The sequence below is a fragment of the Streptomyces sp. Y309 genome (assembly GCF_056712025.1).
The window spans coordinates 6031560-6057167 of sequence record NZ_CM160048.1; the positions used below are offsets into that span (position 1 = coordinate 6031560).

Here is a 25608-nt window from a genome sequence, read left to right on the forward strand (position 1 = left end):
AACGCCTGCCCACAGCGGGAAGGCCCACAGCGGGAGCGGACCGCAGCCGCCGATGGTGGCTGACCCCCACAGGAGACGCTCACCCCGCGGTGTGCTGGAAACGGGTGGGCGGGTGGGAGAGCTTCCGCCGCGGAGCGGCGGGGGTGGTGGGGTGACCGGGACGTGCCGGGCACCCCACCCCCGTACAGAAGGGGCTACGCGTCGGCGGCCTGGGCCCGCAGGGCCCGCTCCACCCCGGCGCGCGACTCAGTGATGAGTCGCCGCAACGCCGCGGTGGGCTCCGCCGACTTGAGCCACGCGTCCGTGGTGTCCAGGGTGCCCTGGGACACCTGGAGCGCGGGGTACAGCCCGACCACGACCTGCTGGGCCATCTCGTGGGAGCGGGACTCCCAGACACCCTTCACGGCGTCGAAGTACTTCTGCGTGTAGGGCGCGAGCAACTCCCGCTGGTCGGTCTGGACGAAGCCGGAGATCACCGCCTCCTGCACCGCGTTGGGCAGCTTGTCGGACTCCACGACCGACGCCCACGCCTCGGCCTTGGCGGCGGCAGCCGGACGCGCGGCCCGCGCGGCGGCGGCGTGCCGCTCACCCGCGGCCGTCTTGTCCCGCTCGAACTCCGCGGTGATCCCCGCCTCGTCGAGCCGCCCGGTCGCCGCGAGCCGCGCCACGAACGCCCACCGGAGCTCGGTGTCCACGGCGAGGCCCGAGATGGACTCCGAGCCATCAAGCAGGCCCTCGAGCAGCGCAAGCTCGGCCTCCGTGCGGGCCGTCGCCGCGAACGCCCGCGCCCACGCGAGCTGGTGGTCGCTGCCGGGCTCGGCCGCCCGCAGGTGCGCGAGCGTGGCCTCGGTCCAGCGCGTCAGCGCCGCCTCGCGGCGGGCCGGGGCCGCGTACAGGTCGAGGGCCAGCTTCACCTGACGGTGCAGCGACTGGACGACGCCGATGTCGGACTCCTTGCCGATGCCGGAGAGGACGAGGGACAGATAGTCCCGCGTCGGCAGCTCCGCGTCGCGGGTCATGTCCCACGCCGACGCCCAGCACAGCGCCCGCGGCAGCGAGGCCTCGAAGTCGCCGAGGTGCTCGGTCACGAAGGCGAGCGACTCCGCGTCCAGGCGGACCTTGGCGTACGACAGGTCGTCGTCGTTGAGCAGGATCACCGCGGGACGGGCGCGGCCCACCAGCTCCTCCACCGCGGTGAGTTCGCCGTCCACGTCCAGCTCGACGCGGTCGGTGCGCACCAGCTTGCCGGTCGCGTCGTCGAGGTTGTAGAGGCCGATGGCGATGCGGTGGGGACGGAGAGTGGGCTCGCCCTTCGCGCCCGCGGGCAGCGCCGGGGCCTCCTGCTTCACGGCGAACGACGTGATCGTGCCGGACGAGTCCACGTCCACCACCGGCCGCAGCACGTTGATGCCCGCCGTCTCCAGCCACTTCTTCGACCAGGTCTTCAGGTCCCGGCCGCTGGTCTCCTCCAGGGCGCCGAGCAGATCGCTCAGCCGCGTGTTCCCGTACGCGTGCCGCTTGAAGTACGCCTGCACACCGCTGAAGAACTCGTCCATGCCGACGTACGCGACGAGCTGCTTCAGGACGCTGGCGCCCTTGGCGTAGGTGATGCCGTCGAAGTTGACCAGCACGTCGTCCAGGTCGCGGATGTCCGCCATGATCGGGTGCGTGGACGGCAGTTGGTCCTGCCGGTACGCCCACGTCTTCATGGAGTTCGCGAACGTCGTCCAGGAGTGCGGCCAGCGCGAGCCGGGGGCGTACGCCTGGCAGGCGATGGACGTGTAGGTCGCGAACGACTCGTTCAGCCAGAGGTCGTTCCACCACTCCATCGTCACGAGGTCGCCGAACCACATGTGCGCGAGCTCGTGCAGGATCGTCTCCGCGCGTGTCTCGTACGCGGCGTCGGTGACCTTGGAGCGGAACACGTACTGGTCGCGGATCGTCACCGCGCCCGCGTTCTCCATCGCGCCCGCGTTGAACTCCGGCACGAAGAGCTGGTCGTACTTCTCGAACGGGTAGGCGTAGTCGAACTTCTCCTGGAACCAGGCGAAGCCCTGCCGGGTGACGTCGAAGATCGCGTCCGCGTCCAGGTACTCCGCGAGCGAGGGACGGCAGTAGATGCCGAGCGGCACGCTCTGCCCGTCCTTGTCGTACGAGGAGTGCACCGAGTGGTACGGGCCGACGATCAGGGCCGTGATGTACGTCGAGATGCGCGGCGTCGGCGCGAAGGCCCACACGTTCTTCTGCGGGCCGCCCGGCTCCGGCGTCGGCGAGTTGGAGATCACCGTCCAGCCCTCGGGCGCCGTCACGGTGAACCGGAACGTGGCCTTCAGGTCCGGCTGCTCGAACGAGGCGAAGACGCGGCGCGCGTCCGGGACCTCGAACTGCGTGTAGAGGTAGGCCTGCTCGTCGACCGGGTCGACGAAGCGGTGCAGGCCCTCGCCGGTGTTGGTGTACTCGCAGTCCGCGACGACCTTCAGCTCGTTCGCGCCCTCGTGCAGATGCTTCAGGGCGATCCGGGAGTCACGGAAGACGGCCGCCACGTCGAGGGCGTGCCCGTTCAGGACGACCTCGTGGACGGCGGGGGCGATCAGATCGATGAAGGTCTCGGCGTTCGCCTCGGCGGAGTCGAAACGGACCGTGGTCACCGACCGGTACGTCCCTCCCTCCTGCGCTCCGGAGAGGTCGAGATCGATCTCGTACGAGTCAACGGTGAGCAGCTTCGCCCGCTGCTGCGCCTCTTCGCGGGTCAGATTGGTGCCGGGCACGCGGTCATCTCCTCGGTACGACTTGCGAAGTTTTTGCGATGTTTCCGGCCATCCTTCCATGCGCCGCCGCGGCCCGCTCCGGGCCATTGTTCTCAGGTCGTGCGGCCGTTAGCATCCGCGCGTCGGCTCAGGTCAGGGAGCGCCCTGCAGCGGCTTTGGGCGGGCTGAAGCGGCCTTGGGCGATCCGGAGCGGTGGGAAAGCGGTCGAGGGGCAGATGTATATGGCAAGCGGTGTGCGGGGCTCGCGCGGGTCCCGGAATCGGGCACGGTTACGCGGCGCCGCGCTGCCCCCGCTCGTCCTGCTGCTCGCGGCCGCCACCGCCACCGCCGGCTGCGGCTCGTCCGGCGACTCCGGCGGCGGCTCGGGCGACGGCAAGGGCCCGGAGAAGACCCGCATCACCGTCGGCACCATGCCCGTCGCCGACACCGCGCCCCTGGAGATGGCGATGCGCAAGGGCTTCTTCAAGGCGGAGGGGCTCACCGTCCGCACGATCACGCTCAGCGGCGGCGCGGAGTCGGTCAGCCGCCTGCGCGCGGGCGCCCTCGACATCTCCTTCGGCAACTACGTCTCGTACTTCCTCGCGCACGCGAACAAGGCCGTCGACGTACGGTTCGTCGCCGACGCCTTCCAGTCCGCGCCCCGCACCCACGCCGTCCTGGTGAAGAAGGACTCCCCGGTCAAGACCCTCAAGGACCTCGAGGGCAAGAAGATCGGCGTCAACACCAAGCGGAACATCAGCGCCCTGCTCGTCAAGAAGGCGGGCAAGGCCGAGGGCGCGTCCTTCGACGACGACAAGAACTTCGCCGAGGTCGACATGCCGAACATGGAGACCGCCCTGAAGTCCGGCAGCGTCGACGCCGTGCAGGCCGTCGAGCCGTTCGTCGGCGCGATCGAGAAGTCCGGCACCGGCCGCGTCGTCGCCGACCTCGGCAAGCCGCCGACCGCGGGGTTCCCGATCGCCGGGTACGCGGCCACGGCGTCGTTCGCCGAGGAGAACCCGAAGACGGTCGCCGCCTTCCAGCGGGCCATGGCTCGCGCCCAGAAGCAGGCCGCCAACCGCTCGACCGTCGTCGACACGCTCCCGGACTACACGAAGATCACCGCCGAGCAGGCGGCTCAGCTCCACCTCGGCGGCTACCCCGTGGCGCTCGATCCGGCCCGGCTGCGCCGGGTGGTCGAGCTGATGCGGGAGTTCGGCTACCTGAAGCGGGACATCGACGTGGAGCCACTGCTGGTGCGTACGGGGCCGTGAGGGTGATGCGGTGAAGCGGGACGCGCGCGTCGGTTCGGGCCTTGGCCCGGGGTTCGGGGTGCGTGCTCGCTCGCGCGTCGTTGCGCGTGTTGCTTCGCGTGTCGCTTCGTACGTCGCTTTGCGCGCGGAGTGGCTGGCTGGGCGCCGGTGGGGGCGGGGCCTGCTGGGGGCGTTCGGCGTCTGCGGTGCCTTTGTTGTCGTCGAACTCGTCGCCCGCAGCGGGGTGTTCGACGCGCAGGCGGTGCCGCCCGCCTCCTCCGTGCTCGCCCGCGCCGCCGAGATGGCAGTCGACGACGGGTTCCTCGGCGACCTGTGGACCACCGTCGCCGCCTGGCTCGGCGGGCTCGGGCTCGCCGTCCTCTTCGCCGTGCCCGCCGGGCTGCTGCTCGGCTCGCTGCCCCGCCTCGACACCGCCGCCCTCGCCGTCGTCGAACTGGCCCGGCCCATCCCCTCCGTCGCCCTCATCCCGCTCGCGATCCTCGTCTTCGTCGAACCCGACCGCGTGGAACGCTCCCTCGTCTGTTACGCCGCGCTGTGGCCCATCCTCCTCAACACTCTGTACGGCCTCCGGGACGTCGACCCCGTCGCCAAGGAGACGCTGCGGTCCTTCGGGTTCGGGGCGCTCGGGGTGCTGTGGCGGGTGTCGCTGCCCAGCGCGGCGCCTTTCGTGGTCACGGGGGTGCGGATTGCTGCTTCTGTGGGGTTGATTGTGGTGGTGAGTGCTGAGTTGCGGGCTGGGGGAGAGGGGGGACTCGGCGTTTATCTGCTGGAGACGCAGTCCGGGGGTGGGCGGCCGGATCTGATGGTGGCGGGGGCTTGTTGGGCGGGGGTGCTTGGTGTTGCGGCCAACGCTGGGCTGGTGTGGGCGGAGCGGTGGTTGTTTCCCCACAGTGCTCAATCAGCGCGCTCCGCGCGCGGGCGCCCCTTCCCGAGGACCGGGGGCTCTGCCCCCGGACCCCCGTATCGGCCTGAACGGCCTCGTCCTCAAACGCCGGACGGGCTGACTACACCGGGCGGGCTGAAATGATCAAGCGTGCCGGGCTCGCCCTCCTCTCCCGCTCCTGGCTGCTCGTCCTGCTCCTGCTCGCCTGGGAGTTGGCTGCTCGGCGCGCCGGGGATCTGTACTTTCCGCCGCCGACCCGGATCGTCTCGGCGATGCGGGAGCTGTGGTGGTCGGGGCCGCCGTCCCGGCTCTGGCTGAGTGAGCGGGCCGTCGACGACTTCGTGCCGAGTCTGAGTCATCTGCTGCTCGGGTGGGCGCTCGCGGGCGTCGTGGGGATCGCCGTGGGCGTGGGGATCGGGTTGTCGCGGGTCGCGTATCTCGTGCTCGACCCGGTACTGCAGTTCGGGCGTGCGGTGCCGCCGCCGACGCTGATCCCGTTCTTCATGGTCGCCTTCGGGCTCGGTACGTCCATGCAGCTCGCGGCCATCGTTTTCGGCGTGGTGTGGCCGGTGCTCCTGAACACCGCCGACGGCGTACGCTCCGTGGAGCCGGTGCAGCTCGACTCGGCCCGTGTCTTCGGGCTCGGGGGCTTCGCCCGGCTGCGGTACGTCGTCCTGCCCGCGGCCGCGCCGAGGATCTTAGCGGGGCTGCGGGTCGCCCTCGGGTTCGCGCTGATCCTCATGGTCATCGCCGAACTGATGGGGTCGGGCGACGGCATCGGAGCGCGGCTGAACGCCGCCGAGCGGGAGTTCCGGCCGGACCAGCTGTGGGCCGGGATCGTGCTCCTCGGCGCCATCGGCTGCGTACTCAACGGACTGTTCCTGCTCGTCGAGCGCAGGGTCCTCGCCTGGCACCGGGGCGCGCGGCGGACGAGCACCTAGACACACAGGATGCACGGGGCACACACGGAACGTACTGGGCCTCGTGACACTCACATCACTTAGAGCACAGGGCAGTTGGCGACAGAGTGACCGGATCAGTGGGCAACTGGACCAGTGGGCATTTGAGCGAGCGGGCAAATGGGCAAGTGGGCAACTGAGCAGCAGGGGGACAGGGGGAACAGGCGATGCTGGAGATCGCGGGGCTCGGTCATCGGTACGCCGACGGGCACCAGGCCGTCGAAGGGGTCGAACTGCATGTGGCGCGCGGCGAGTTGGTGAGCATCGTCGGGCCGTCCGGCTGCGGAAAGTCCACGCTGCTGCGGTGCGTCGCGGGGCTGCAGCGGCCGAGCGAGGGCCGGATAGCGGTCGGGGGCAGACCCGTCGACGGCGTGCCCGACGACCTGGCCGTCGTCTTTCAGGACTACACGCGCTCGCTGTTCCCGTGGCTGACGGTCCGGGACAACGTTGCCCTGCCGCTGCGTCGCCGCGGCCTCGCCCGCGCGGAGCGCCGCGCACGGGCCCTCGGCGCGCTCGCGCAGGTCGGCCTCGACGGCACCGCGGGGAAGTATCCGTGGCAGCTCTCCGGCGGCATGCAGCAGCGCGTCGCCATCGCCCGCGCGCTGGCCTACCGGCCGGCGCTGCTCCTGATGGACGAGCCGTTCGGGTCGGTGGACGCGCAGACGCGGGAGGATCTGGAGGACCTGCTTCTGTCGGTGCGTGGGGGCCGCTCCGGCGACGGGGGCAGCGGGAGTCCCTCCGAGGGCTCCGAGGGCGGGATGACCATCCTCCTCGTCACCCACGACATCGACGAGAGCGTGTACGTCGGCGACCGCGTCGTCGTCCTCACCGGCGCCCCCGGCCGCGTACACAGCGAGATGCGCGTCGAACTGCCCGCGCCGCGCGACCAGATCGTCACGCGCGGCCTGCCGGAGTTCGTGAAGCTGCGCGCCGAGGTCGGGCGGGCGGTGCGGCGGCCATGAGCGCCAGGCACGCGTTGCACGCCCTGCACGCCGACGTGCTGATCGCGGGCGCGGGCATCGGCGGGCTCACGGCGGCGCTGAGCCTGCACGCGATGGGGATCGGCGTGCGGATCGTCGAGCCGGTCCAGGTGCTGCGGCCGGTGGGCGTCGGCATCAACCTGCTGCCGCACGCCGTACGGGAGTTGACCGAGCTGGGCCTCGGCGAGCAGCTCGCCGCGACCGCCGTGCCGACCGCCGAGATGGTCCACTACGACCGGCACGGCAACCGCATCTGGGGCGAGCCGCGCGGGCTCGCGCTCGGCTACCACTGGCCGCAGTACTCCCTCCACCGCGGCGCCCTGCAGATGCTGCTCCTGAACGCGGTGCGCGAACGCCTCGGCGAGCGGGCCGTCGTCACCGGCACCGCCTTCGTGCGGTGCGCGGAGCCGGAGGGGCAGGTCCTTCCGGTGATCCTGCGGGACCTGGCGCGCGGGCGTGAGCACACCGTGCGGGTGCGGGCGCTGGTCGGGGCCGACGGCCTGTACTCGACGGTGCGGGCGCGGCTGCATCCCGGGGAGGGGCCGCCGATGTGGAACGGCATCCGGATGTGGCGGGGCGTCGCCGAGTGGCTCCCCGTGCTGGGCGGGCGCACGGTCGCCGTCGCCGGCAGCAACGCGCACGCCAAGCTCGTCGTCTACCCGATCTCCCGCGAGGCCGAGCAGCGGGGGCGTGCGCTGCTCAACTGGGTGGCGGAGGTGCGGTTTCCCGTCGAGCACGGGCGGATGCCCGGGACGGCCGACTGGAACCGCGGCGGGCGTCTCTCCGACGTCCTTCCGCACTTCGCCGGGTGGCGCATCGGCGACCTCGACGTGCCCGCGCTGTTCGCCGCGACCCGGCGGATCCTGGAGTACCCCATGGTCGACCGGGAGCCACTGCCCTGGTGGGGCCGCGGCCCCGTCACCCTCCTCGGCGACGCCGCCCACCCCATGTACCCCGTCGGCTCCAACGGTGGCTCGCAGGCCGTCCTCGACGCACGGGTGCTCGCCCGGTGCCTCGCCGTCCACGAACCCGACCGGGTCGCGGGGCTGCGGGCGTACGAGGAGGTCCGCCGCGAAGCAACGACCGCCCTGGTCCTCGCCAACCGCCGCATGCCCGCCGACCGCCTCCTCCAGGCCGTCGCCGAACGGGCACCCGACGGGTTCGACCGGGTGGAGGACGTGCTGACGGGGGAGGAGTTGGCCGAGCTTGATGCCGCGTATCGGTGGACGACGGGGACGGATGTGGCGGAGCTGAACGGGAGGGGGTCGTGGGGCGCGGGTTAGGTTTCCCCGCCCACCCGCCCCTTTGCGCTGCGCGCGCTCAGACATTGCCACCGCCCAACCTTCGCCGTGCATGCCCAACTCCTCACCTCTCCACGGGGGTTCACCCATGCCTAACGACGCTGCTCAGTCCTGGGAGTACGTCGTCCACATCCCGCACGATCCGCGTGCCGTGACCCTGTGCCGCCACACGCTCCGAGTGGCACTCACCCTGCACGGTCTGGGCCGCGTCGCGGACGTGGCCGAACTCCTGGCGGCGGAGTGTACGTGTGGTGCGAACTCGGCGCCGCGTAGCGCGTACTGGCCTGTACGGATCTGGAGCAGCTGAACGTGTGGGGTGACCGCGCCCTGCGACACCGCGAGATCACGCGACTCCGCACCGGCCCCGCGCCGGGACCTGCCATGCTGGGCAAGTTCGATTCCGTCCGCACACCTTGGGGGTTGTGATGCGTGCAGGCGTCGTGGTCGAGGCGCGGCCCGGTGTGGAGGATCTCGCCGTGCGGGCCGAGGAGTTGGGCCTGGACAGCTTCTGGGTCAACGACACCCCGATGGTCCACGGTGATCCCTTCGTCGCCTTGAGCCTGTGTGCGAAGGCCACCAGCCGTATCAGGCTCGGCATCGGCGTGACCTCACCGGCGCTGCGCTCGGCCCCGGCCGCCGCGAGCGGGCTCGCCGGCCTCAACGCCCTGGCGCCGGGCCGGATCATCTGCGGCGTCGGCACCGGAAACACCGCCCGGCGCACCCTGGGCATGCGGCCGGCCACGGCGGCCGGGCTGGAGAACTTCACCGCCGCGCTGCAGGACCTGTGCGCCGGACGCTCGACCCAGTACCGCGAAGGTGAGACGGTCCGCGACGTCCGGTTCCTGCACGCCGGGGCGCACGTGAACACCGCCGACCCGATCGAGTTCGTCGTGGCCGCGCTCGGGCCGAAGGCCGCCGCCGTCGCCGGCCGCCGCGGCACCGGCCTCATCTCCTTCGGCCTGCTGGACCCCACCGCCTGGCACGCGCTGCACGACGCCCGCCGCCACGCCGCCCAGGGCACACCCCGCGACCCGGACTCCTACGTGGTCACCGCGCTCCACCTCCTCGACCAGGACGAGGACCCCCACGGCGACCCGGCCCGGGACGCGACCGGCCACCTCGTCCTGTCGCTGCTGGCCTTCGCCGCCGACACCGCCGCCGACACCCCCGCCTTCGCCGATCAACTCGGCCCCGAGGAACGCCAGGCGGTGCGGCGGCTCCTCGACCGGCGCGGCACCACCGCCACCGCGCCGGACCGGCACACCAAGCTCTACCCCAACTACCTCGGCCGCATCGCACCGCAGGACCGGGACCTGGTGCTGCCCTCGCTGATGAACACCCTGGCCCTGGTCGGCACCCGCGACGACCTCCTCGCCCGCATCACCACCCTGGAACAGGCCGGCATCGACGAACTCCTCATCCAGCCGGTGATCGACCCGCCCACCGAGATGGCCCAGCTCGCGAAACTCCTCACCTGAGCGGACCCGCCGCGAAGCGGCGATGCGGCGGGGACGCAGCCGCGAAAACTCCACGTCCGGAAACCGCCAGCCGGAACCCCCGCGCACGCGCGAACCTGGCCCCATGAGCACCGCATTCACCCCACGCGCCATCGACCCCGACACCCTCAAGCAGCTCCGCGACACCGACGACGCGGGCCGCCCCTGCGTGCCGTACACGGAGGCGGAGGGCGGCGATCCGCTGCGCTGCTGTCTCCGGCCCGCCCGCAAGGGCGACCGCGTCGCCCTCGTCTCGTACGCTCCCCTCCGCCGCTGGGCGGCGGAGACCGGCGCCGAGCCGGGCGCGTACGACGAGCAGGGGCCGGTGTTCATCCACGCGGACCCGTGCGAAGGCCCGGAAGCGGTGCGGGAGGAGTATCCGTTCGTCAGGGCGGGCGCACTGCGCGCGTTCCGGCGCTACAACGCCGACGGTCGCATCGTCGGCGGGCGGCTGCTCGAGATCCCCGAGGACACCACGGCGGGTTACGACGAGGCCCTCACGGAGGCGTTCGCCGACCCGCAGGTCGCCCTCGTGCACGTCCGCGCCGTGGAGTACGGCTGCCTCCACTTCGAGGTGCGCCGCCCGCAGTGACCCCAGGCGGCCGGTGACCCCTCAGGCGGCCGGTGACCCCAGGCTGCGGTGACCCTCAGGCGGCCGACGCCTCCACGCCGTCGGCCGCCCCCGCCTCCGCCACCGCCCGCGCGAACGCCCGCACCCGCTCCGTCTCCCCGTCCCGGTGCCACACCATCCCGAGCACCGAGTCCGGCAGCCCCTCCACGGGCACGAACACGACGTCCTGCCGCCCGTGGTACTCCGCCGTCGGCCGGCACAGCAGCATCGCGCCCCGGTCGGCCGCGACGAGCGTCAGGCCCTCCTGGAGCGTGCGCACGGCGGGCGCGGGCACTGTCGACGGGGCGTGCGCCTCGCGCCAGTACGCCGGGGCCGGAGCCGCCGCCGCGATCAGCGGCGTGCCCGTCAGCTCGGCGGCGGCGAGGGACGTACGGGACGCGAAGGGGTGCCGCACGGACACCGCCACCGTCTGCTGCTGCCGGGAGAAGAGCGGGCCGAGGACCAGGTCCGGCTCCGCCACCGGAAGCAGCACGATCGCCGCGTCCACCTCCCCGTGCCGCACCGGCCCGAACGGGTCCGCGAACGGCACCTCCGCGATCTCCGCGACACAGCCCGGATGCCGCTGCTGGAACGCCGTGATCGCCGCCATCAGGCGCGCGTCCGCCGTCCCCTGGAAGCCGATCCTGATCCGGCCCGCCACCCCGCGCGCGGACTCCCGCACCCGCTCCACCACTCCCGCCAACTCCGCGTACGCAGGCGACAGTTCGGCGTGAAATCGCTCACCCAGCGGGGTCAGCCGCACCCGTCGGCTCGTACGCTCCACAAGGCGCGCGCCGACCCGCTGCTCCAGGGCGGCCAGGAGCTGGCTCACCCGGCTCTGCGAGACGTACAGACGCTCGCCCGCCCGGCCGAAGTGCAGCTCCTCGGCCAGGACGAGGAAGCACTCCAGTTCCCGTATCTCGAGCCCGCTCACGCGCGTGCGCCCCCACATCCCTCGGAACCCCCGGATCGATTAGCCACGCTCATTCAAGGATGAGAAGTCCGCCGTTGTTCCCGGTGACCGCGCGGGCGTTGTGTGGAGCCCATGGAAACCGTCACCCAAAGCGCGCCGGCCCCCACCGGACGGCGTTCCCTGCCGCTGTCCGTCGTCGCCGTCGCAGCCGCCACCTTCTCGGTCGTCACCACCGAGATGCTGCCTGTGGGGCTGCTCACCTCCCTCGCCTCGGGACTCCATGTCTCCGACGGCACCGCCGGTCTCACCGTCACCGTGCCCGGCCTCGTCGCGGCCCTCGCCGCACTGCTGCTGCCCGTCGCCGTGCGCCGCGCGGACCGGCGCGCCGTGCTGTGCGGACTCATGCTGCTGCTCGGTGCCGCCAACCTGCTCTCGGCGCTCGCGCCGTCCTTCGCGGTGCTGCTCGGCGCGCGGATCGTCGTCGGCCTGTGCATCGGCGGCGTCTGGGCCGTCGCGGCCTCCCTCGCGGTACGTCTGGTGCGCACCGAATCCGTCGGGCGGGCCACCGCCGTGATCTTCAGCGGCATAGCCGTCGCCTCCGTCCTCGGCGTGCCCGCGGGCACCTTCCTCGGCGAACTCGCGGGCTGGCGCTGGGCGTTCGGCGCCGTCGCCGCGCTCGGCCTCGCCGTCGCCGCGCTGCTCGCCGCCGTGCTGCCGCCGCTCCCCGCCGCCGAGCCGGTGCGGCTCGGCGCCTTCCCGGAACTGCTGCGGCTGCCGCGGCTGCGGGTCGGCCTGATCGCCGTGGCGCTGCTCGTGGTGGGGCACTTCACCGCGTACACCTATGTGCGGCCCGTCCTGGAACGGGTGCCGGACCTGGGCGGAGGGCTCGTCAGCGGGCTGCTGCTCGCCTACGGCGTCGCCGGGATCGCCGGCAACTTCCTGGGCGGCTCGTTCGCGGCCCGCGACCCGCGCCGGGCGCTCCTGATGATCTCGGCGGCCCTCGGGGGCGTGGTGCTCCTGCTGGGACCGGCCGGCGGCTCCCTCGCCGCGACCGTCGTGCTCCTGATCGCCTGGGGGCTCGCCTACGGCGGCGTCTCCGTGTCCTCGCAGAACTGGGTGATGGCGGCCGCGCCGCGCGCCCGGGAAGCGGCGTCCGCGCTGTTCGCGGGCGTGTTCAACGTCGCCATCGCGGTGGGCGCGCTGGCCGGGGGCCGCGTCGCCGACGGCATCGGGGTCACCGCCGTCCTGTGGGTGGGCGGCGGGCTCGCGGTGCTCGCGCTGGGGGTGGTGGTGCTGGCCGGGCGCGAGAAGGCGTGACGCCACGACAACCGCGCCCGCACGGACCTGGTCAGGATCCGTACGGGCGCGGTGATGTCCCCCCCTCGGGCCCCCCTCGGGCCGGAGCCCGTCAGGTCAGGGCGCCAGGCAGGCGGTGCCCGGGATCTCGGTGGGCAGGCCGGGGCTGGCGGGGTCGATGAGGCTCGTGACGTCGCCGGCGGATTGGGTCAGGCAGGTGACGGTGCCTACGGGGTCCGGTACGGCACTCGCCGGGGTGGCGAGCGCACCGGCGAGTGTGAGGGTTCCGACGGCCATGGTGGCCATGGCAGCGATACGGCGCATGAACTTCCCTAGTGTGTGGTGCGGTTGGGGCACCGAAGTACTGCCCGGACACGCCCGGGAAACATGCGCCGTTTCACTCATCCGTGGCTGATGAAACGATCCCCCGCGACCTGGAGGTTTCGGGGCGGCAGGGCCCGGGCCTCAGGCGCCCGGGCCTCCTCCGGAACCCGGGCTTCAGGCGCCCGCGAGCTCCGCCGCCACCAGCTCCGCGATCTGCACCGCGTTCAGCGCGGCACCCTTGCGGAGGTTGTCGTCGGAGATGAAGAACGCGAGGCCGTTCTCGACGGTCTCGTCGCCGCGGATGCGGCCCACGAAGGACTCGTCGCGGCCCGCGGCGCCCAGCGGCGTCGGCACGTCGGTGACGACGACGCCCTCCGCCGAGGACAGGATCTCGGTGGCGCGCTCCGGCGAAAGGGGCCGCGCGAAACGGGCGTTGACCTGGAGGGAGTGGCCCGTGAACACCGGGACGCGGACACAGGTGCCGGAGACCTTGAGGCCGGGGATCTCCAGGATCTTGCGGGACTCGTGGCGGAGCTTCTGCTCCTCGTCGGTCTCGTTCAGGCCGTCGTCGACGATCGAGCCCGCCATCGGCAGGACGTTGTACGCGATCGGCGCGACGTACTTGTCCGGCTCGGGGAACTCGGCCTGGTCGCCGCCGTGCGTCAGCTTCGGCGCGTCCTCGCCGACCTTCTTGACCTGCTCGAACAGCTCCTCGACGCCCGCGAGGCCGGAGCCGGACACCGCCTGGTAGGTGGCGACGACCAGCGAGGTCAGCTCCGCCTCCAGGTGCAGCGGCTTGAGGACGGGCATCGCGGCCATCGTCGTGCAGTTCGGGTTCGCGATGATGCCCTTGGGGCGGTCCGCGATCGCGTGCGGGTTCACCTCGGAGACGACCAGCGGTACGTCGGGGTGGCGCCGCCAGGCCGAGGAGTTGTCGATCACCACGGCGCCCTGCGAGGCGACCTTCTCGGCGAGCGCCTTGGACGTGGCGCCGCCCGCGGAGAACAGGACGATGTCCAGGCCCGTGTAGTCGGCCGTCGAGGCGTCCTCGACCGTCACGCCGTCCAGGACCGAACCGGCCGAGCGGGCCGAGGCGAACAGGCGCAGCTCGTCGAGGGGGAACTTCCGCTCGGCGAGGATCTTGCGCATGACCGTGCCGACCTGACCGGTGGCTCCGACGATTCCGACCTTCACAGGGGTTTCCTCCGTAGTTGCCCGCGCGGCGACGGGTGCCGCTGCCGTTCCATGATGCGTCTGTCCACGACCGACTTGTCCAATCCATTGTCCGAGGTGCGGGACGCCACAGTCGCCGGCGGTGCGGGCCGCCACATTCGCCGACGGGGGAGGCGAACGTTTCCGCCCCCGCCGGCGTCGTAGGGGAAACGCAGGAGGGGGAGGGCATTGCTGCGCAGAAAATCGCGGGCGCCACGCCGTGCCGAGGCGGCCGACCCGCTCGGCCCGGCACAGGAGGACCGGGTGCGGGCCGTCCTGTCGCTCGGCGGAGTGCCGCACGGGGAACTCCAGGACGGGGTGCAGCAGGTCAGGCTGCGGCTCCTGGAGCGGGCGGCGAAGGGGCAGCAGGCGCCGCGTGACGTCTCGGCCTGGGCCGCGGTCGTCGCCTCGAACTGGGCCATGGACTACCACCGCGCCCGCCGCCGCCAGGAACGCCTCGGCGAGCGGCTCGCCGCGCTGCGCCCCGGGGAGCCCGAGGAGGACGGCGCCGAGTCGCGCGTGCTCTCCCTCGCGGTGGCCCAGGGCCTCGACGAGCTGCCCGACAGCCAGCGGCAGGTCGTCGTCCTGCGCTTCTACGCCGACCTGCCCGTCCGCGACATAGCGCACGAACTGGGCATCCCGGAGGGCACGGTCAAGAGCAGGCTGCACGCGGCCGTACGGATGCTGCGCACGCGGCTGCACGAGGGAGAGGTGGTGTGACCGTGGCGCACGAGGAGCCGTACGACGCCGTCGACGCGCTGACGCTGGCGGTCACGGACGCACCGGTGCCCGCGGCGGCGCGCGGCGACGAGCGGTTCATGGCCGAGCACGCCGCGGCCGTCGCCGACGTCGCCCTGCTGCGGGAGCAGCTCAGGATCGTGGGGGACGCGCTGGCGCAGCGTACGGAGCATACGGAGGAGCAGCGTACGGAGACGGAGACCCGGGCCGCTCCCCTCCCGCCGCCCACCCCTGCCCTGCCCCCCGCCGCCCCCTTCCGGCAACCCGGCGCCGCCCGCCGCCGCGCCGTCCTCGCCCTCGCCGCCGCGCTCGGCGCCGGTCTGCTCGGCGGCGTGGTCTGGCTCGGGGTGGACAGCGGGACCGGGGACGGCGGCATGGGCTCGGGCGCGGACACCGCGAAGGGCGCGCCGAGCCAGGAGCAGGGGAGCGGCCCGGCCCAGGAGGACTCCGGCGCCGCCGAGGACGCGCAGCAGTCGCCGGAGGGCTACGTCGCCTGTGCGCGGCTCATCGTCGAGGGCACCGTGGCGCGCGTGGCGGCGCTGCCCGGCGGCACGCAGGACCGGATCACGCTCGACGTGTCCCGCCACTACAAGCCCGCCAAGGGGGAGCGGCAGGTCACGTTCGTGATGGACGTGAACGTGGACCCGCGGCTGCGGGCGGGGGACCACGTACTGATCGGCATCCCCGAGGGCAAGGCGTCGCCCGACATCTGGTCCACCGGGAAGCAGCTCGCCAAGGACCGCAAGTGGATCGAGAAGGCGCTGCCCGGGGCGCGCGGGATGGAGTGCTGAACCCGGGCTGCCCGCCGCCCGCGGAGTGCTGAGCCCCGGCCGCGCGCGGAGTGTCGGATTCCGGTCGGCAGCGGAGTACTGAGTTCCGGTGACAACTGCGTGAAGGCGCGGTTGCAACCCTCGGCGACCCTTCTGAACTGGGGTTTCGCCGGGCTACGGTCCTTCCACCGCTCGCCGGTGATCATCGGCGTACGCAGCACACGTGCGACGTACCGGCCCACGGAGATCACCGACGCAGATCACCGACCACCCATGGTCACTGACCACCCATGGAAGGACCTCCGTGCGCGCACCCCGCAGCCGGACCACGGCCGCCCTGCTCAGCGCGGCCGTCGCCGCCCCCGTCCTGTTCGCCGCCGCGGCCCCGGCCGGCGCCCAGGACGCTCCCCGGCAGGCCAAGCACCACCCGAGCCAGGCCGAGAAGGCGAAGAAGCTGGCCGAGAAGCTGGTGAAGAAGTCCACCGGCAAGAGCGCCCACCGTCACCTGGAGAAGTTCCAGCAGATAGCCGACGCCCACGGCGGCAACCGCGCCGCGGGCACCAAGGGCTACGACGCCTCCGCGAAGTACGTCCACGACCGGTTGAAGAAGGCCGGCTACAAGGTCTCGTACCAGAACTTCACGTTCTACGAGTCGCAGACCGTGCGCGAGGGCGCGAGCGTCCTGTCGCCCGAGGCGCGCAAGCTGAACGCCGTGGCCTTCGACTTCAGCAAGTCGACGCCCGAGGGCGGCATCCAGGCCCCGCTCGCCGCCGCCCGCGTCGACGACACCCCGGGCTGCGAGGCCGACGACTACACGTCCGACACCTTCACCGGCAAGATCGCCCTGGTGAAGCGCGGCGCCTGCACCTTCGCCGAGAAGGAGGCCGCCGCGGCCAAGGCGGGCGCCATCGGCCTCGTCCTCTACAACCACTCCGGCGACCAGCCCGTCAAGGGCAACCTGGAGGTCCCGGAGAACGCGCACATCCCCGCCGTCGGCATCACCAAGGCCGAGGGCGAGAAGCTGGCCGAGCAGCTCGCCAAGGGCGAGGTCAAGCTCTCCGTGGACGTCGCCACCAAGGCCGTCCCGCACAAGACCCGCAACGTCGTCGCCGAGACCCGCGGCGGCCGCGCCGACCGCGTCGTGGCGCTCGGCGCGCACCTCGACTCGGTGCACGAGGGCCCCGGCATCAACGACAACGGCTCCGGCTCGGCCGGTCTGATCGAGGTCGCCGAGAAGCTGGCCAAGGAGACCCGCAAGCCGGGCAAGCAGCCCGCCAACAAGGTCCGCTTCGCCTGGTGGTCGGCCGAGGAGCTGGGCCTGCTCGGCTCGGACCACTACGTCAAGTCGCTGTCGGCGCGGCAGAAGAAGAACATCAAGCTGTATCTGAACTTCGACATGATCGGCTCGCCGAACGGGGCGGAGCTGGTCTACGACGGCGACAACTCCGACAACACCGGCGAGGGCCCGGGCCCGGAGGGCTCCGCCCAGATCGAGGGCCTGATCAACGGCTTCCTGGACAAGAAGAAGGTCCCGCACTGGGGCACCGACTTCGACGGCCGCTCCGACTACGGCGCGTTCATCGCCAACGGCATCCCGGCCGGCGGCACCTTCACCGGCGCCGAGGGCCTCAAGACCGAGGAGCAGGCGGCGAAGGCGGGCGGCACGGCCGGACAGCCGTACGACCCCAACTACCACGGCGCGGGCGACACACTGAAGAACATCGACCGGAAGATCTTCGCGACGAACATCGACGTGATCGCGCACGCGGTGGGCACGTACGCGCATGACCTCAGGTCCCTGAAGGGCTGACGCCGGTCTGAACAGCCGAACGGGGGCGGGCACTTGGTGCCCGCCCCCGTTCTCATGCCGTCAGTACTACGGCCCGTCAGCGCTACGGTGTGACCTTCTCCACCGTCACGCTGCCCGTGCCCGCGACGGACCCGCGCGCGTTCAGGAGGTTCACCTCGCCGAACAGCACGCGCCCGTCGGCGGTGGGCGCGTCCGCGACGACCTCCGCCGAGACGTCCGCGGAGGCACCGTGGGCGAGCTTCACCGTCTTCGTCTCGTCGACCTTGATCTTGCCGAGCGAGGCGGCGAAGAAGACGTCACGGTAGTCGTACGCGGTCGATCCCGACGGGATGGAGTAGCCCGCGACCTCGATGGTGTACGTGCCCGCGGCCGGCTTGCTGAGGCGCACCGACTCCTCCGAGTCGCCGTCCGCCGAACTGCCCACCGGCACACCGTCCTTGAGGACCGTCAGGTCCAGGTCGGCGGCGCTGTCGGCGGTGGAGCCGATCGCCACGTCGAGCCGCTCGGCGCCCGCGGGCACCTCGACCGTGGTGGTCTGCGTCTCGCCCTGCTTGATGGTGGGACGCGTGGTGGCGGCCGAGCCGAGCGTGCCGCCCTTCAGCTTGCCGTCGACGGCGGCGTAGTGGTTCGTCGCCTTCCAGGTGACGGGCGCGGCCTGGCCGGACTTGGCCTCCGCGACCTTCTGCGTCGCCGGGTCGAAGGTCACGCCGAGCGCGGCGACGTCCAGCTTGTACGGGTTGTCGAGCAGCGGCGACGTACGGCGCGACTCGACCTCGATCTCCCAGACGCCCGGTGTCGGGTTCGCGTACGAACGCAGGTCGGGGCGGCAGGTGTTGTCCGGGTTCGGGAAGTTCGGGTAGCAGACCAGCGAGGACGTCGACTCGGCCGGGACGCCGTACGGGTGGACGGAGATGAACCGCGTCTGGCTCTTGTCCTTGAGACCGCCGAGCGCGACCTCCAGGGTCTTCGCGCCCTTCGGCACCGTCACGAAGTACGACTTGGTGGCGTTGCGCTGCACCGAGCCGGAGGCCTCGAAGGTGAAGGAGGGCTTGGCGAGGTCCTTGGCGACGACGACCGTCGTCATGATCTGGTGGTCGATGCCGCGGGTGCGCCGGTCGTTCACGGTCAGCACGGCGCTGGACAGGCCCGCCGCCTCCGGCTTGGCCTGCACCTTGACGGTCACGGCCTTGTTCAGGGGCAGGAACACGTCGTCGTCGCCGAGGAGCCGGAACGTGCCGCCGTGGTTATTGGCGAAGCCCAGCTTGTGCAGCACCGGACGGGTCGGGCCCGACGTACGCGTGATCGTCACGTTGTACGTCTTCTTCTGGCCCGCCTTCAGGCCGCCCTCACGGTCGTAGAGGCCGGTGCCGGGCTTCTTCAGCTCCTGCTCCAGGGCCGTGTCGACGGGCGCCTTGACCGTGTACTCATGGGCCTTCGCGCCGCCCTTGATGGCGTCCCAGGCGTCCACGACGTCGATCAGGCCGGTGCCCTGCTCGTAGGCCTGCACGCCGGGGATCCGGTGCGCGGTCGAGGTGAGCGCGGTCCGCAGCTTCGCCGGGGAGAGCTCGACGCGCTTCTGCTTCGCGGCGGAGAGGAGCAGCGCGGACGCGCCCGCGGCCTGCGGCGACGACATCGACGTACCCTGCAGCATCGAGTAGCCGGCCGGGAGCTGGTAGCCCGCCTCGGCCACCGGGGAGCCCGGCAGCCAGGTCTGCGTGGTGTTGATGGCCGAGCCCGGCGCGGTGACCAGCGGCTGGAAGCCGCCGTCCTCACGCGGGCCGCGCGAGGAGAACGGGAACATGCCGTACTTCTTGGTCACCTCGGAGCCGTAGTTGGCGGCCCAGGTCTCCTTGGAGATGGCGGCGCCCACGGAGACGACCTTGTCGGCGAGGCCGGGGTCGCCGACGGTGTTGGCGCCGGGGCCCGAGTTGCCGGCGGAGATCACCAGCTGCACGCCGTAGGTGTCGATGAGGCGCTTGTACAGCTCGGCGCGGGCGTTGTTGCCGTCGTTGAGCGCGGGCAGGCCGCCGATCGACATGTTGACGATGTCGACGCCGCGCTTCGTCACGAGGTCGATCATGCCCTCGGTGAGCGCGACGTTGGTGCAGCCGCCGGACCAGGTGCAGGCGCGCGAGGACACCAGCTTGGCGCCCGGGGCGGCGCCGTTCATCTTGCCGCCGAACAGCTTGTTGGCGGCCGTGATGCCCGCGACGTGCGTGCCGTGCTCGGACTCGATGAGGCCGATGTTCACGAAGTCGGCCTTCTTGCCGACCCAGTCGCCGCCGTAGGGGTCGGTCGGCACGTCCTTGCGGATCTCCACGACGAACGGGACGCGCTCGGCGACGTCGGTGGCCGGGTCGTCCTTGCCGAAGTAGGCGACCTGGTGCTTGTCCCCGTAGGGCTTCATCGGGGTGTCGTCCGTGAAGTCCTTGTCGCCGTTCAGGTCGACGCGGACGGTGCCGGCGGCCGGGTCGTACAGGACGCCCCAGGTGTCCGTGGTGTCGCCGTCGCGGTTCAGGTCGCCCTTGGCGTCGCCGCCGGTGGTGGCCGCCTCACGGAAGCGGCTGATCTGGAAGGAGCCCGCGGGGGACTTCCAGGTGTCGCCGTCGAAGGTGAACGTGGGCCCGGACACCGGGTTCGTCATCCGCCGCCAGGTCCCGTCGGCGTCCACGATCGGGTCGGTCGCCGTCACCCAGTCGGTGATCTTGCGCTCGCCGGTGGTCGTCTTCTGCAGCGCCGGGTGGCCGAGGTCGACGCCCGAGTCGAGGACGCCGATGGTGATGCCGCGGCCGTCCGCCTTCGGGTTCTTCTTCACGAAGTCGACGGCGCCCGTCTCGAAGGACGGGTTGTACGGGTTTTTGGCGGGCGTGTTCTTGTCCGGCGCCGGATACGCGGCGCGGCCCTGCGCGGACGCGGAGCCGGCGGCTTTGGCGCCGCCCGGCCTCGGGTCGTCCAGCTTGATCTCGTGCCGCAGGTCGATGGCGTGCACGGAGGAGAGCTTCGAGGCGGCCTTGATGGCGGCGTCGGCGCGGGCGGTCGGCACGGCGGCGCGGACGTAGCCGAGCTTGTCGTAGGTGCGGCCCACGGAGCCGCCCTTGACGGCGTCCAGTTCCTCGGCGACCTGCTCGGTCGCGCCGGGCGCGGTGGCGACCATCATCGTGACGGTCTTGTCGCCGTCCGCCTTGGCGTCGGCGAGCAGTTCTGCGTCCGCGGGGCCGAGCTTGGCGGCGGCGTCCTTGGGGGCCGGGGCGGACGGGACGGGGGAGGGGGTGTCGGCGGCGAAGGCCAGCGGGAGCGGGGCCGCCGCGCTGAGGGCGGCGGCCACGCCTATCGCGGTGGCGAGGCGGGCGGTGCGGCGGGCGCCTCGTCCGCCGCGGGCGGCGCGGTCGGAGGGTCTCGCACCGGATATCGGCGCGCGTCGTGGATCGAGGGTCATCAGCATCCCTGTACGTAAAGATCGGCTGGTCGAGCCGATATAGCGAGGGTCCGGAATACGGGGCCGGATGACCGCTCAGCTTTACGTAAGGGGTGCCTGTTTGGGGAGAGTTGCCCGGGACGGGATGCTCCGGTGGCGTACTTCCGCCATACGCCATCGGGAACAAGGCGGCGCATAACGGGACTTGGCGGCCGCGCGCCGTATAGGGCCGGGGCGGGGCTATCCCTCCCGCGAGCGGGCGTAGTGCCGGGACGCCTTCGCGCGGTTGCCGCACACGGCCATCGAGCACCAGCGGCGCGTGCCGTTCCGCGAGGTGTCGAAGAAGTGCAGGACACAGGCCTCGTGGGCGCAGCCGCGAATGCGGTCGGGCGCCCGGGACAACAGCTCCAGATAGTCGCGCGCCGCGAGCCAGGCGGGCCCCCAGGACGGGTCCTCGAACTCCGGCTCCTCGCCGGGCCCGGCCGGCGTCAGCGTCGCCCGGACGCGGCCGTGCGCGAGGACGGCGTCGACGCGGGCGACGGCGACGGGATCGCCGCCCGGCTTGCCCGGCAGGTCGACCAGGCCCGCGAGGGCGTCGCGGGCGCGCAGCAGCTGCTCCAGGGTCCGCTCGTCGGCGGCGAACCGCCCATCGAGGCCGTTCGCCCGCAGCCAGACGGCGAGCCCGTCCCTGTCACTGAGCCCGCCGGTCCCGCCGAGCAGATCCTGCCGGGCGCCGTCCCACATCCAGCGGGTGTTGAGCAGGTCCAGGGAGAGGGGCTCACCGGTGAGGGGACGGGGGTCGGACGGGGGTGCGGCGGACATGGGGGCTCCCTTCGGTGCTAACCACTAAAGAGTACGTGACTGGTTGAAGTCCACCCATTGCCCGGGCAACGGGACGTGCCTATCTCGTGTACGGGGTCTAACGTCGGCCCGTGCACAAGGAGCTCAGGGTGGCGGCCTACGCCGTATGCGTACGCGACGGGTCCGTGCTGCTCGCCCGGTGGGTGGCGGGCGACGGCAGCAAACGGTGGACGCTGCCCGGGGGCGGCATGGACCACGGGGAGGATCCGTACGACACAGTGATCCGGGAGGCCGACGAGGAGACCGGGTACACCGTGGAGCCGGTCGCGCTGCTCGGCGTGGACTCGCTGCGGCGCCGGTATCCACGGCGGCTCGGGGCGGTGGCGGACTTCCACGGCGTACGGATCGTGTACGAGGGGCGGGTGACGGGCGGGACGCTACGGCACGAGACGGCGGGGTCGACGGACCGGGCGGCGTGGCATCCGCTGGACGACGTCCCGGCCCTCGACCGCGTGAGCCTGGTCGACGTGGGCCTCTCCCTCTGGCGGGCCCGCCCGCCCCACGGCCACCTGCCGTAACCCCGGCAGGCCACCTGCCGTAGCCCCCGGCCCTACTTGCGGCAGAACTCCGCGCCCACGATCCGGTCCTGGCCTCCCGCCCAGTCGCCGTTGAAGTTGAACGTGAGCGCGTGCCGGCCGTCCGTCGTGGTCAGCGCCAGCGACTGGGAGCCGTGGATGCCGCCGCCGTGGCCCCAGACCACCGTGCCGCAGGGAAGTTCGAGCCGCAGCAGGCCGAGACCGTAGCGGCCGCCTGCCGCCTCCTTGCCCTCGGCCCGGACGGTCCTCTTCATCTCGGCGAGCTGCTTCTCCGGCAGCAGCCGGCCCCGCAGCAGGGCCGAGTAGAAGCGGTTGACGTCCGCCGCGTCCGAGATCATCTCGCCCGACGCGCCGGCGGCGGAGGGGTTCATCTCCGTCACGTCGTACGTGCGGCCTTCCGGCTTCTCGGACAGCTTCGAGTACGCGCGCGAACTCGGGTCGGGGACGGCCGGGTCGGTGCCGGGCACGGAGGTGGCGTGCAGGCCGAGCGGCTCGATGACGCGGCGGCGGATCTCGTCGCCGTACGGATGCCCGGTGGCCTTCTCGATGACCAGGCCGGCGAGCAGATAGTTGGTGTTGGAGTAGCGCCAGCCCTTGCCGGGCGCGAAGTCCGGCTTGTGCCCCATGGCCACCGCCACCAGTTCGTGCGGGGACCAGGTGCGGTGGCGGTGCTCGAAGAACTCCGGCGTGGACAACATGCGGACGAAGCCCGGGTCGTCGGCGTAGTCGTAGATCCCACTGGTGTGGTTGAGCAGTTGCCGCAGTGAGACCCTGTCACCGTCGTGACCGTTTCCCTCGACCACGTCGGGCAGCCACTCGCCCACCTTGTCGTCCAGGTCGAGCTTCCCCTCGGCCTCCAACTGCAGCACCACCGTCGCCACAAAGCTCTTGGTGATGCTGGCGGTGCGGAAGCGGTCGTGGGCGCCGCGCGGGGTCTGCTCCCGCATATCACCGACACCGGAAGCGGCGTTCCAGGGCCCGTGCTCGTCCCGCGCCTGCGCGGTGATCCCGGGGACGCCGCCGCGCACGGTGGCGTTCATGGCGGCGCGGGTGCGCTCGTGGTTGTGGTCGGTGGCGGGGGAAGCGGGTGCGGGTGCGGGTGTGGCGACAGCGGGGGCGATCAGGGCCCCCACCGCCATGGCCGCCACGACAGCCGCGCCGGCCAATGACCTGCGTACCGGCCCGCGTTGCCCACTGCTCGGCTTCGTCTCTTCGCTCATGTTCGTCTCTTCGCTCATGACGCCCTACCTCCTGTGTCGGCTGCTGTTATGGCGAACGACGCCGAGCCCGGAAGGTCGTTGTCACAGTGAGCGGATTTCGCAGTGAGCGGATGTCAAACCTTTCGAAGGATGAGCTCCGTGTTGCGGTCGCCGGGCTCGCCGCCCAACGTGGGCTTGGCGCCAGGGGCGTTGAACGACAGCTCGCGGTACAGCGCGGCGAGGCCGGTCTGGGACAGGTCGGTGAAGTCCGTGCGGTGCGGGGCGGCGGACTCGATGAGGGTGGTGAACAGGGAGAGCGTGCCGTCGCGGTTGTCGACCAGCTCGATCACCCGGGCGAGCTGCGGGAAGTCGATGTGCGAGGCGGTGGACACCTCCCAGAAGGAGCCGTGTCCGGTGCGGTGCGGGGTGATGGCGTTCTTGTGGCTGTGGCCGTTCACCCAGGCGAGCACCGAGCGGTGCCGGCCGAGGAGTGCCGCGACCTCGTCCCCGCCGTGCCGGGACTCGCGCGGGTGGTTCGGGTCGGTGCGCAGATTCCGCATGGACTTGCTGGTGTGGTGGCTGAAGACGATGACGTACGAGGCATCGCCGCTCTTCTCCACCTCCGTCAGCTGCCGCTCCAGCCAGCGCAGTTGGGCCGTGCCGAGCGAACCCTCGTAGTGGCCGCCCGGGTCGGTGGTGTCCAGGCTGATGCCGAGGACGTCATCGGTGATGCGGAAGGAGTAGTACTGCGTGCGGTCCGCCAGGTTCTCCTCGGTGTAGCCGTGGCCGACCGGGCCGCGGCCCGCGTGCGCCGGGTCGAGGTGGGCCTTGACGTACTCGGCGGGGGTGAAGGGGGCGCGGCCCTCGTCCGGTGTGACGGAACGCATGTGCCGGGCCTCGGACTTGAGCAGGTCCCTGAAGACGGCGCCCTTCGGGTCGTTGCCCTTCTTGACGTTCTTCCACAGGGCCGCGCCGCGCGCCTCGTCGAGCGACATCAGCTTTCTGCCGCCGACGGCGAACTCGGTGAAGTACGAGTCCCCGGGGGCGTAGCAGCCGCCGGGCAGTCCGTCGTGGTTGCCGACCGTGGAGTACCACGGCAGGTTCAGGCCCGGGCTGTTGACCTCGCGGATCGCGGCGTCCAGGAAGCCGGGCAGGTGCGGGAAGCCGACGCTCTTGTCGGCGTCGCGCAGGGCGGCGTCCGGCTGCCAGTAGAGCTTCAGGGCGCTGTCCTGTACGCCCTCGTAGCGGCGCGGATCCCCGGAGTTGGGGGTGACGCGGCCGCCGCTCATCACCTTCAGGAACCAGTCCAGCTCGTTGCGGGAGTTGTTGTCCGTGTTGTCGCCCGTCGTCATGACGAAGTGCAGCGGCGCGCCGGTGGCGGGCGCCCCGCGCAAGCCGTTGACCTGCTCGACCAGCGAGGCGGCGCCGGCCACGGACAGGGCCTCCTGCGGGCGCCAGGCGCTGGCCGTCTGGGCGCGCAAGTACTCGTAGCGGAGCGGGTGCTGTACGTCCACCAGGTGCAGGTCGGTGAACTGGACGAACGCGGCGAGCGGGGTGCGGCGGGACTCCCGGCCCGGCTTGGCCGCGGCCAGGTCCCCGCGTACGACGCGGTCCCAGGCCGGACCGTCGCCGAGGCGGCGGTAGCCGGAGGTGCCGCGGGGTGCCGCGACCGTGGCGAGGGTGGTGCCCGAGCGGTACGGGGCCAGCGGGGCGGAGGGGGCCCTGCGGGACATCGGCACCGGGGCGGCCGCCGCGGGGGCGGCCTTGCCGGAGCCCGCTCCCGGGCCCAGGGCGTATCCGACGCCCGCGGAGAGGGAGACGGCGCCGGTCGCCGCGAGGAACGCGCGGCGGTTCACCGTGGAGACGGCGGACGTGGTGGCGGAGGCGGTGGCAGTGGCTGCTGCGGTGGCGACAGAGCGTATGCGCGGCATGGCGCGTCTCCCCGATTGCGAACGCGTCGGCAGTGGTCGCGGGAGGCCCGGGCAGTGGTTCGCCGGCGGACTTCCCGCTCGTACTGGATCGTTGGCAGCGGGGGTGGCCTGCGCGTTAACGTCGCCACAACGCGCAGCGCCGATCACCGTAAGTGGATCTGGGACTGCCCTGCGTGTGCACGCGGTGCTCGTTGGGGGGTGGGGAGGCGGTTACTCCGTGTTCATCTGCGGGGGTAGGGGGCCCTGCCAGGGCCTCCCCGACCCGTGTACGGGGGCGGCGGGAGGCACGCGTACGGGGCGACGGAAATCACGCGTACGGGGCGGCGGACGTCACGCGTGCGGGGGCGGAACCC

Annotated in this window: 20 protein-coding genes; 12 read left to right on the forward strand and 8 right to left on the reverse strand. The window is 72.1% G+C overall.

Features of this window, described 5'->3' with window-relative positions; translation table 11 throughout:
* Positions 1 to 194 precede the first annotated feature (194 nt).
* Complete coding sequence (pepN, locus tag AC0KTA_RS24750; RefSeq protein ID WP_481050419.1) at positions 195 to 2768, reverse strand: aminopeptidase N; 2574 nt, start codon at positions 2766 to 2768, stop codon at positions 195 to 197.
* A gap of 221 nt (positions 2769 to 2989) precedes the next feature.
* On the opposite strand from pepN, the gene AC0KTA_RS24755 reads away from it, so the two are divergent.
* The 7 genes from AC0KTA_RS24755 to AC0KTA_RS24785 all read left to right on the forward strand — a co-directional run bounded on the left by AC0KTA_RS24755 (position 2990) and on the right by AC0KTA_RS24785 (position 10232).
* Complete coding sequence (locus tag AC0KTA_RS24755; protein WP_481050420.1) at positions 2990 to 4021, forward strand: ABC transporter substrate-binding protein; 1032 nt, start codon at positions 2990 to 2992, stop codon at positions 4019 to 4021.
* A 118-nt stretch (positions 4022 to 4139) separates the two neighbouring features.
* A complete protein-coding gene (locus AC0KTA_RS24760) occupies positions 4140 to 5048 on the forward strand; it encodes an ABC transporter permease (protein WP_481050421.1) in 909 nt (302 codons plus the stop codon).
* On the forward strand, positions 5045 to 5845 hold the full coding sequence (locus tag AC0KTA_RS24765) for an ABC transporter permease (RefSeq protein ID WP_481050422.1): 801 nt from the start codon (positions 5045 to 5047) through the stop codon (positions 5843 to 5845). The genes AC0KTA_RS24760 and AC0KTA_RS24765 overlap by 4 nt, the downstream gene beginning before the upstream one ends.
* A 185-nt stretch (positions 5846 to 6030) precedes the next feature.
* Positions 6031 to 6825: an ABC transporter ATP-binding protein gene (locus AC0KTA_RS24770; RefSeq protein ID WP_481050423.1), complete on the forward strand. Its 795-nt coding sequence runs from the start codon at positions 6031 to 6033 to the stop codon at positions 6823 to 6825.
* Positions 6822 to 8126 (forward strand): flavin-dependent oxidoreductase, encoded by a 1305-nt coding sequence (locus AC0KTA_RS24775; protein ID WP_481050424.1) that lies wholly within the window; start codon positions 6822 to 6824, stop codon positions 8124 to 8126. The genes AC0KTA_RS24770 and AC0KTA_RS24775 overlap by 4 nt, the downstream gene beginning before the upstream one ends.
* 443 nt (positions 8127 to 8569) lie before the next feature.
* Positions 8570 to 9622: an LLM class flavin-dependent oxidoreductase gene (locus AC0KTA_RS24780; protein ID WP_481050425.1), complete on the forward strand. Its 1053-nt coding sequence runs from the start codon at positions 8570 to 8572 to the stop codon at positions 9620 to 9622.
* A 103-nt stretch (positions 9623 to 9725) separates the two neighbouring features.
* Positions 9726 to 10232 (forward strand): DUF1203 domain-containing protein, encoded by a 507-nt coding sequence (locus tag AC0KTA_RS24785; protein ID WP_481050426.1) that lies wholly within the window; start codon positions 9726 to 9728, stop codon positions 10230 to 10232.
* A gap of 55 nt (positions 10233 to 10287) precedes the next feature.
* On the opposite strand, the gene AC0KTA_RS24790 is transcribed toward AC0KTA_RS24785, so the two are convergent.
* Positions 10288 to 11184 carry a LysR family transcriptional regulator gene (locus AC0KTA_RS24790; RefSeq protein WP_481050427.1) on the reverse strand — a complete coding sequence of 299 codons (897 nt, stop codon included), beginning with the start codon at positions 11182 to 11184 and terminating at the stop codon, positions 10288 to 10290.
* Positions 11185 to 11295: 111 nt separating this feature from the next.
* Between AC0KTA_RS24790 and AC0KTA_RS24795 the strand changes: the two genes are divergently transcribed.
* Positions 11296 to 12480 (forward strand): MFS transporter, encoded by a 1185-nt coding sequence (locus AC0KTA_RS24795; RefSeq protein ID WP_481050428.1) that lies wholly within the window; start codon positions 11296 to 11298, stop codon positions 12478 to 12480.
* A 96-nt stretch (positions 12481 to 12576) separates the two neighbouring features.
* Here the strand turns inward: AC0KTA_RS24795 and AC0KTA_RS24800 are convergent, their stop codons facing one another.
* Together AC0KTA_RS24800 and AC0KTA_RS24805 are read right to left on the reverse strand one after the other, a co-directional pair.
* Positions 12577 to 12783 carry a hypothetical protein gene (locus AC0KTA_RS24800; protein WP_481050429.1) on the reverse strand — a complete coding sequence of 69 codons (207 nt, stop codon included), beginning with the start codon at positions 12781 to 12783 and terminating at the stop codon, positions 12577 to 12579.
* 174 nt (positions 12784 to 12957) lie between these two features.
* A complete protein-coding gene (locus tag AC0KTA_RS24805) occupies positions 12958 to 13977 on the reverse strand; it encodes an aspartate-semialdehyde dehydrogenase (RefSeq protein ID WP_481050430.1) in 1020 nt (339 codons plus the stop codon).
* A gap of 207 nt (positions 13978 to 14184) precedes the next feature.
* Between AC0KTA_RS24805 and AC0KTA_RS24810 the strand changes: the two genes are divergently transcribed.
* The 3 genes from AC0KTA_RS24810 to AC0KTA_RS24820 all read left to right on the forward strand — a co-directional run bounded on the left by AC0KTA_RS24810 (position 14185) and on the right by AC0KTA_RS24820 (position 17313).
* On the forward strand, positions 14185 to 14715 hold the full coding sequence (locus AC0KTA_RS24810) for an RNA polymerase sigma factor (protein ID WP_481050431.1): 531 nt from the start codon (positions 14185 to 14187) through the stop codon (positions 14713 to 14715).
* Positions 14712 to 15524 (forward strand): hypothetical protein, encoded by an 813-nt coding sequence (locus AC0KTA_RS24815; protein WP_481050432.1) that lies wholly within the window; start codon positions 14712 to 14714, stop codon positions 15522 to 15524. The genes AC0KTA_RS24810 and AC0KTA_RS24815 overlap by 4 nt, the downstream gene beginning before the upstream one ends.
* A gap of 283 nt (positions 15525 to 15807) precedes the next feature.
* Positions 15808 to 17313, forward strand: coding sequence for a M28 family metallopeptidase (locus tag AC0KTA_RS24820; protein WP_481050433.1), 1506 nt, complete (start codon positions 15808 to 15810; stop codon positions 17311 to 17313).
* Between the two features lie 82 nt (positions 17314 to 17395).
* Here the strand turns inward: AC0KTA_RS24820 and AC0KTA_RS24825 are convergent, their stop codons facing one another.
* Together AC0KTA_RS24825 and AC0KTA_RS24830 are read right to left on the reverse strand one after the other, a co-directional pair.
* Positions 17396 to 20749, reverse strand: a complete 3354-nt coding sequence (locus AC0KTA_RS24825; RefSeq protein WP_481050434.1) for a S8 family serine peptidase — start codon at positions 20747 to 20749, stop codon at positions 17396 to 17398.
* 219 nt (positions 20750 to 20968) lie between these two features.
* Positions 20969 to 21550: a CGNR zinc finger domain-containing protein gene (locus AC0KTA_RS24830; protein WP_481050435.1), complete on the reverse strand. Its 582-nt coding sequence runs from the start codon at positions 21548 to 21550 to the stop codon at positions 20969 to 20971.
* 110 nt (positions 21551 to 21660) lie between these two features.
* Between AC0KTA_RS24830 and AC0KTA_RS24835 the strand changes: the two genes are divergently transcribed.
* Positions 21661 to 22107: an NUDIX hydrolase gene (locus AC0KTA_RS24835; protein WP_481050436.1), complete on the forward strand. Its 447-nt coding sequence runs from the start codon at positions 21661 to 21663 to the stop codon at positions 22105 to 22107.
* 32 nt (positions 22108 to 22139) lie between these two features.
* Here AC0KTA_RS24835 and AC0KTA_RS24840 read toward each other — a convergent pair whose 3' ends face one another.
* Both AC0KTA_RS24840 and AC0KTA_RS24845 read right to left on the reverse strand, forming a co-directional pair.
* Positions 22140 to 23345: a serine hydrolase domain-containing protein gene (locus AC0KTA_RS24840; RefSeq protein ID WP_481056549.1), complete on the reverse strand. Its 1206-nt coding sequence runs from the start codon at positions 23343 to 23345 to the stop codon at positions 22140 to 22142.
* A 113-nt stretch (positions 23346 to 23458) separates the two neighbouring features.
* Positions 23459 to 25255, reverse strand: coding sequence for a TIGR03767 family metallophosphoesterase (locus AC0KTA_RS24845; RefSeq protein ID WP_481050437.1), 1797 nt, complete (start codon positions 25253 to 25255; stop codon positions 23459 to 23461).
* Positions 25256 to 25608 lie beyond the last annotated feature (353 nt).

Bases quoted from the DNA above. Each gene is read 5' to 3' on its own strand.
- AC0KTA_RS24755 (WP_481050420.1), top strand. From the start codon at position 2,990: ATGGCAAGCGGTGTGCGGGGCTCGCGCGGGTCCCGGAATCGGGCACGG.
- AC0KTA_RS24765 (WP_481050422.1), top strand. From the start codon at position 5,045: ATGATCAAGCGTGCCGGGCTCGCCCTCCTCTCCCGCTCCTGGCTGCTC.
- AC0KTA_RS24770 (WP_481050423.1), top strand. From the start codon at position 6,031: ATGCTGGAGATCGCGGGGCTCGGTCATCGGTACGCCGACGGGCACCAG.
- AC0KTA_RS24775 (WP_481050424.1), top strand. From the start codon at position 6,822: ATGAGCGCCAGGCACGCGTTGCACGCCCTGCACGCCGACGTGCTGATC.
- AC0KTA_RS24780 (WP_481050425.1), top strand. From the start codon at position 8,570: ATGCGTGCAGGCGTCGTGGTCGAGGCGCGGCCCGGTGTGGAGGATCTC.
- AC0KTA_RS24785 (WP_481050426.1), top strand. From the start codon at position 9,726: ATGAGCACCGCATTCACCCCACGCGCCATCGACCCCGACACCCTCAAG.
- AC0KTA_RS24795 (WP_481050428.1), top strand. From the start codon at position 11,296: ATGGAAACCGTCACCCAAAGCGCGCCGGCCCCCACCGGACGGCGTTCC.
- AC0KTA_RS24800 (WP_481050429.1), bottom strand. From the start codon at position 12,783: ATGCGCCGTATCGCTGCCATGGCCACCATGGCCGTCGGAACCCTCACA.
- AC0KTA_RS24825 (WP_481050434.1), bottom strand. From the start codon at position 20,749: ATGACCCTCGATCCACGACGCGCGCCGATATCCGGTGCGAGACCCTCC.
- AC0KTA_RS24830 (WP_481050435.1), bottom strand. From the start codon at position 21,550: ATGTCCGCCGCACCCCCGTCCGACCCCCGTCCCCTCACCGGTGAGCCC.
- AC0KTA_RS24840 (WP_481056549.1), bottom strand. From the start codon at position 23,345: ATGAGCGAAGAGACGAAGCCGAGCAGTGGGCAACGCGGGCCGGTACGC.
- AC0KTA_RS24845 (WP_481050437.1), bottom strand. From the start codon at position 25,255: ATGCCGCGCATACGCTCTGTCGCCACCGCAGCAGCCACTGCCACCGCC.